This window comes from Priestia sp. 53B2, assembly GCF_056099005.1.
Window position 1 is genome coordinate 42,477 of sequence record NZ_JBLZXA010000011.1, and the last position, 7,114, is coordinate 49,590.

7 protein-coding genes are annotated in these 7,114 nt (G+C 38.8%); all 7 read left to right on the forward strand.

Annotation, left to right across the window (positions count from 1 at the left end; translation table 11 throughout):
• The first annotated feature begins 194 nt into the window (after positions 1-194).
• The 7 genes from cysK to lysS all read left to right on the forward strand — a co-directional run bounded on the left by cysK (position 195) and on the right by lysS (position 6,782).
• Complete coding sequence (gene cysK, locus ACN6NE_RS11390) at positions 195-1,133, forward strand: cysteine synthase A (protein WP_071277608.1); 939 nt, start codon at positions 195-197, stop codon at positions 1,131-1,133.
• Positions 1,134-1,230: 97 nt separating this feature from the next.
• Positions 1,231-2,646 carry an aminodeoxychorismate synthase component I gene (pabB, locus tag ACN6NE_RS11395; RefSeq protein WP_129705661.1) on the forward strand — a complete coding sequence of 472 codons (1,416 nt, stop codon included), beginning with the start codon at positions 1,231-1,233 and terminating at the stop codon, positions 2,644-2,646.
• Between the two features lie 2 nt (positions 2,647-2,648).
• Positions 2,649-3,230 carry an aminodeoxychorismate/anthranilate synthase component II gene (gene pabA / locus ACN6NE_RS11400; RefSeq protein WP_129705663.1) on the forward strand — a complete coding sequence of 194 codons (582 nt, stop codon included), beginning with the start codon at positions 2,649-2,651 and terminating at the stop codon, positions 3,228-3,230.
• A 4-nt stretch (positions 3,231-3,234) separates the two neighbouring features.
• Entirely contained in the window at positions 3,235-4,098 is an 864-nt protein-coding gene (gene pabC / locus ACN6NE_RS11405) for an aminodeoxychorismate lyase (protein WP_129705665.1), read from the forward strand.
• A gap of 21 nt (positions 4,099-4,119) precedes the next feature.
• Positions 4,120-4,479, forward strand: a complete 360-nt coding sequence (gene folB, locus ACN6NE_RS11410; RefSeq protein ID WP_013054892.1) for a dihydroneopterin aldolase — start codon at positions 4,120-4,122, stop codon at positions 4,477-4,479.
• Positions 4,480-5,025, forward strand: a complete 546-nt coding sequence (gene folK / locus ACN6NE_RS11415; RefSeq protein ID WP_129705667.1) for a 2-amino-4-hydroxy-6-hydroxymethyldihydropteridine diphosphokinase — start codon at positions 4,480-4,482, stop codon at positions 5,023-5,025.
• Between the two features lie 272 nt (positions 5,026-5,297).
• Positions 5,298-6,782, forward strand: a complete 1,485-nt coding sequence (gene lysS, locus ACN6NE_RS11420) for a lysine--tRNA ligase (protein ID WP_013054894.1) — start codon at positions 5,298-5,300, stop codon at positions 6,780-6,782.
• The last annotated feature ends 332 nt before the right edge of the window (positions 6,783-7,114 follow it).

Here is a 7,114-nt window from a genome sequence, read left to right on the forward strand (position 1 = left end):
AAAAGATTCTTAAAAGGCGTCATTTTATAAATGAGCGCCTTTTTTTATAGATATTAAGTTCTATTTCTGTATATATTGATCTAAAAATATAACAAAATTAGGTAAATGAAAAGACAAAATGATTGACAATTTAGAAAACATCTGATAAATTGTATACAAAATCAATAAAATTAGTTGGTATTAGGAGTGGTCATATGGCACGTATTGCAAATTCAATTACAGAATTAATTGGTCAAACACCAATCGTAAAACTAAACCGTCTAGTTGAAGAAGATATGGCGGATGTATATTTAAAATTAGAATTTATGAACCCAGGAAGCAGCGTAAAAGATCGTATCGCATTAGCAATGATTGAAGATGCGGAAGCAAAAGGTGTGTTAAAACCTGGCGACACAATCATTGAACCAACAAGTGGTAACACAGGGATTGGCTTAGCAATGGTAGCTGCAGCAAAAGGATACCGTGCTATTTTAACAATGCCTGAAACGATGAGTATTGAGCGTCGTAATCTGCTTCGTGCGTACGGTGCAGAGTTAGTGTTAACACCGGGTCCAGAAGGGATGAAAGGGGCGGTTAATAAAGCAACTGAGCTTGCAAAAGAGCACGGCTACTTTATTCCTCAGCAGTTTCAAAATGAGGCGAACCCAGAAGTGCACCGTCAAACAACGGCTAAAGAAATTATCGAGCAGTTTGGCGATCAGCTAGATGGATTTGTGGCAGGTATCGGTACTGGCGGTACTATTACAGGTGCTGGTGAAGTGTTAAAAGAAAAGTACCCAAATATCAAAATTTATGCGGTAGAGCCAGCTGATTCTCCGATTTTAAGCGGTGGTCAACCAGGACCTCATAAAATTCAAGGAATTGGTGCAAACTTTGTTCCGGATACGCTTAACACGGAAGTATATGACGAAGTTGTCGCTGTTCAAAATGACCAAGCTTTTGAATATGCCCGTAAAGTAGCAAAAACAGAAGGTGTCCTAGTAGGTATCTCTTCTGGGGCTGCGATTTATGCTGCGTTAAAAGCTGCAAAACAGCTTGGAAAAGGTAAAAAAGTGTTAGTGATTATTCCAAGTAACGGTGAGCGTTACTTAAGTACTCCATTGTTCCAATTCGAGGAACAAACACAAGCATAAAAACGATAAAAAAACAGCTTCTATATGAAGCTGTTTTTTTTCATCTGAGAATCATGTAAAATGAAAGCAGGTGATTTATTTTTAGGAGAGTGAACAAATGCAGCAAAGAATGACTTGGGGCGAATCTATTTCTATCTCTAAAAACCAATGGTTCAAAAAATATCAAGAGTTGTCAAAAGAGGAACCGAATCATATCCTGCTTGAAAGCGGTCGAGGCGGAAAGTTTCAAATGATGGGATTAAAACCTGTAGCCATTTTGCGAGGCGAACAAAACGAGCTTCATATCAAAACGGATGGCCAAGCTACTGTTCAAAAAGGTAATCCGCTTCATCTTATGCGAGACTGGGTGAAGAAGTTTGAAGCAGAGGTGAATCCAGATCTTCCTCCTTTTCAAGGTGGAGCAATTGGCTTTATTAGCTATGATTATATCCGCTATGTAGAAACCATACCTGACCTTGCTGAAGATTCATTGAAAACGCCGGACGTTTATTTCCTTATTTTCGATGACGTATTTGTATACGATCAAGAAAAGGAAAAGCTCTGGATTATCGTTAACGATGAAGCAGATTGTAAAGAGCAGGCACATAAGCGTATTGATCGATACAAAAAGGACTGGATGGAGGCAAGTGCTGAAGGACTCTCATATGAGCGGATTCATCGTGTTGCCGAAAAGAGTGAGGTTTCGATGTCTCAAGCTGCTTTTTCAGATGCCACAACTCGGGTACATGAGTACATCGGGCAAGGCGATGTGTTTCAAGTGAACTTATCTGTTCGACAGTCTCAACGGCTTCAAACTCATCCTATGCATATCTACGAACAGGTACGAAAAATCAACCCGTCTCCTTACATGTCTTATATGCAGACAGAAGAATTTCACATTGTGAGCTGTTCACCAGAACTATTAGTGAAAAAAGCCGGTGATGAAATCAGTACGAGACCGATTGCGGGAACGCGCTCTCGAGGTAAGGATGATCAAGAAGATCAACAGTTAGCGGATGAGCTTATTCATAACGAAAAAGAGCGTGCAGAGCACGTGATGCTTGTTGACTTGGAGCGTAATGATCTTGGTAGAGTAAGTGAATATGGTACCGTGCATGTTGACGAGTTTATGGTTATTGAAAAATATTCACATGTCATGCATATTGTGTCTAATGTAAAAGGCAAGCTCGCGCGCAACAAAGATTTTGTAGATATCGTAGATGCGGTTTTTCCTGGAGGAACGATTACTGGAGCACCTAAAGTTCGTACAATGGAAATCATTGAAGAACTTGAACCAGTTCGACGAGGAATTTATACAGGATCGATTGGTTGGATTGGGTTTAATGGAGATATGGAATTAAATATTGCGATTCGCACTATGGTTATTCAAGACGGCCAAGCTTATGTGCAGGCTGGTGCGGGTGTTGTGATTGATTCAAATCCAAAACACGAATACAAAGAATCACTGAAAAAAGCAATTGCACTATGGAAAGCAAAAGAGCAGAGCGAAAATGAGCTGAGTGAGGGTGAGTAAAGATGATATTAATGATTGATAATTATGATTCTTTTACGTTTAATTTAGTACAGTATTTAGGTGAGCTAGGGCATGAGCTTCTTGTGAAAAGAAATGATGAAATTACACTTTCTGAAATTGAAGTGCTAAATCCAGATTTCTTGATGATCTCCCCGGGACCATGCAGTCCTAACGAAGCGGGAATCAGTCTAGAAGCCATCGAATATTTTGCAGGTAAGATTCCAATATTCGGCGTATGCTTAGGGCATCAGTCGATTGGGCAAGCTTTTGGAGGGAATGTGATTCGTGCGGATAAATTAATGCACGGTAAAACATCTGAAATGCGTCATGATGGCCGTACTATCTTTAAAGGTCTTGATAATCCGTTCACGGCAACGCGATATCATTCTTTGATTGTAGAAAAAAGTTCACTGCCGGATTGCTTTGAGATTTCAGCGTGGACAGCAGAAGATGAAATTATGGCGATTCGCCATAAATCATTACCTATTGAAGGAGTACAGTTCCATCCTGAATCTATCATGACTTCTTACGGTAAAGAAATGCTGAAGAATTTTATTGAAACTTACGAAAAAAAGCGAGTGTAATGATATGTATATATACGTAAATGGCGAAGTAAAGCCTGCGTCTGAAGCCACTATTTCTCCGTTTGATCACGGATATATGTACGGCCTAGGGCTGTTTGAAACGTTACGAGTTTATGAAGGTCATCCATTTTTAGTGGAAGACCATCTGGATCGACTGCGTAGCAGCTTACGTGAATTAAATATTGTATGGGACTACTCTACCCAGGACGTATTGGGAATCATTAATAGTCTGTTAATGAAAAACAATGAGAGAAATGCGTATGTTCGATTAAATGTCTCCGCAGGAAATGGCGGAATTGGCTTGCAGGTGGAAGAATACGACAAGCCATCTACAATCGTATATATGAAATCAATGCCTCATCCATCGAGCCCCCTTGTAAAAGAGGGGCTTATTCTTGAGACGAAACGAAATACGCCTGAAGGAACCATGAGGTTAAAGTCTCATCATTATTTAAATAATGTACTAGCTAAGCGAGAAGTTGGTTCAGACTTAAATAAAGAGGGTATCTTTTTAACAAAAGAAGGGTTCTTAGCCGAAGGCATTGTGTCAAATTTATTTTTTGTAAAAGATGATTGTGTATATACGCCGTCTCTTGAAACAGGTATCTTAAATGGAATTACGAGACAGTTTATCTTTACGCTTTTACAAAAGAAAAACATAGAGGTTGTAGAAGGCTTATTTACGTTAGAACAGCTCTTGGAGGGTGATGAAGTTTTCGTTACAAATTCCATTCAAGAAATCGTACCTCTTCGAAGCATAAAGGATAAGCAGTTTTCAGTAGGAGACCATACGTTGACAGCTCAGTTGCAAAAAGAGTATGGCTCTTACACGATGTCGCTAATGAGTCGACACGAGCTACATGTATAAAAGCGAAAGGAGAGGCTAAAGATGGATAAAATTTATGTGAATGATATGCGTTTCTATGGATATCATGGAGTATTTCCAGAAGAAAATAAATTAGGGCAGCGTTTTCACGTGGATTTAGCTGTAGAACTGGATTTAAAACAAGCTGGTACTACGGACAATTTAGAATACTCGGTGAGCTATGCAGATTTATACCAAACATGCCAGGAAGTTGTAGAGAAGCGCACGTTCAAGTTAGTTGAAACGGTGGCCGAAACGATTGCATCTGAATTGCTTGCTAATTACGAACTCGTGCAGGCTTGTACAGTAAAGGTATATAAGCCCGATCCGCCAATTCCCGGTTATTATCAATCGGTAGCTATTGAAATTAAAAGGAGCCGTTGAATGACAACAGAAGCATATATTGCATTAGGATCAAATATTGAAAATCGAATGGAACATTTGAAGTCAGGAGTTACTGGCTTGATGAAACACTCTGAGATTAAGGTAGTGGCTGTTTCATCTATTTATGAAACGGCCCCGGTCGGGTATACGAATCAAGCAAGCTTTTTAAACATGGTAGTAAAAATACAAACAACGTATTCGTCAGAGCACCTTTTAGATTGTTTGCAAGCCATTGAACAAGCGGCAGGTCGAAAAAGAGAGATTGTATGGGGACCTAGAACCCTTGATTTAGATATCTTACTTTATAGTAATGAAATCATTCATACGGATAGACTGAGCGTCCCTCATCCCCGAATGTTTGAACGAGCGTTTGTGATGGTTCCTCTAAACGAACTAGCTCCATCTCTTATTCTCCCTGTAGCAGAAGAAAAAGTTGAAATCATCACAACACGTTTATCGGATTTAAAAGATGTAAAATTATTTCGAAAGCAAACAACCGGTATACTAGATATGTTCGAAAATAATAGTAATGATTTACATAAGTGAAAATGAATCTTATTAGTTGATTCATTTTTATATTGGCGTAAAGTAGAGTTCATAGTGAAAACTTTGAGATTTGGGTTCGCAGGTTGTTGGTTTATTCGGTAGCTTGTTAGAGAAATCGAAGAAAAAGAGAAGCGCAGCAAGAATAAAGCGATTTGACATAGAGAAACGACTGAACCTATAATAATTTTAAAGAAACGTAGTAGTTGCCAGTAAACATGCTGGCCTTTTTTCTGTTTCGGAAAACTTAATTATACGATGGAGATGAGTAAACGATGAGTCATGAAGAATTAAATGATCAATTTCTCGTTCGTCGCGAAAAAATGAGCAACCTACGAGATCAAGGTATTGATCCGTTTGGTCAACGTTTTGAACGTACACATACATCACAGCAATTAATTAGTGAGTATGACGAGTTAACAAAAGAACAGTTAGAAGAAAATGAAGTGCCTGTGTCATTAGCTGGTCGTATTATGACAAAGCGTGGAAAAGGAAAAGCAGGTTTCGCTCACGTTCAAGATTTAACAGGACAAATTCAGCTTTATGTACGTAAAGATGCAATTGGCGAAGAACAGTACGAAATCTTCAGCAGCGTAGATATCGGTGACTTGGTAGGGGTTGAAGGTGTTTTATTCAAAACAAAAGTTGGCGAACTTTCTATTAAAGTAAAAGATTTTACGTTACTAACAAAAGCGCTTCGTCCACTTCCAGATAAATATCATGGTTTAAAAGATATTGAACAGCGCTACCGTCAACGTTACTTAGATCTAATTACAAACCCAGAAAGTAAACAAACATTTATCTCAAGAAGCCGTATTATTCAATCAATGCGCCGTTACTTAGATAATCATGGATATTTAGAAGTTGAAACACCGATGATGCATTCAATCGCAGGTGGAGCAGCAGCTCGTCCGTTTGTGACACACCACAATGCGCTTGATATGGAACTTTATATGCGTATTGCGATTGAACTTCATTTAAAACGTTTAATCGTAGGTGGATTAGAAAAAGTATATGAAATTGGCCGTGTATTCCGTAATGAAGGTGTATCTACACGTCACAATCCTGAATTTACAATGATCGAATTGTACGAAGCGTATGCAGACTACAAAGATATCATGGCTTTAACAGAGAACTTAATTGCACACATCGCGCAAGAAGTACTTGGCACAACAAAGATTCAGTATGGCGATCAAGAGGTAGATTTAACTCCAGAGTGGACAAGACTTCATATGGTGGATGCTATTAAACAATATACGGGCGTAGACTTCTGGGGAGAAACATCTGTTGAAGAAGCTCGTGCTTTAGCGAAAGAACACGGGGTAGAAATCACTGAACATATGCAATATGGACATATTGTAAATGAATTCTTTGAACAAAAAGTAGAAGAGCAGTTAATTCAACCAACGTTCATTTACGGACATCCTGTAGAAATCTCTCCATTGGCTAAGAAAAATGCGGAAGATCCGCGTTTTACTGACCGTTTTGAGCTGTTTATCGTTGCGCGTGAACACGCGAATGCATTTACAGAGCTAAATGATCCAATTGACCAACGTGAGCGCTTTGAAGCTCAGTTGAAAGAGAAAGAACAAGGAAACGATGAAGCACATGAGATGGATGATGACTTCATTGAGGCATTAGAATATGGTATGCCACCTACAGGTGGTCTAGGAATCGGTATTGACCGTCTTGTTATGTTACTAACAAATGCACCGTCAATCCGTGATGTACTATTATTCCCACATATGCGTCAACGCTAAAAAAGAGATGGCTACGGCCATCTTTTTTTAGTTAATAATATTAGAAAATTTAAACTTTTAATTTACCTCTTGTTTTTATGAAAATGATTTGGTATATTTATATCTGTCGCTAACGCAGACGAGCGAAAACAACAAAAAGAAATAAAAAAGTTGTTGACATTACGTTAATAACTTGATAAGATAGTAAAGTCGCTCGAGAGCGGCAGTTGAACTTTGAAAACTGAACAAAGCGACAAACGTCAACGTTAATTTTTTTATTTTATATGAGCAAGTCAAACATTTCTTCGGAGAGTTTGATCCTGGCTCAGGATGAACGCTGGCGGCGTGCCTAA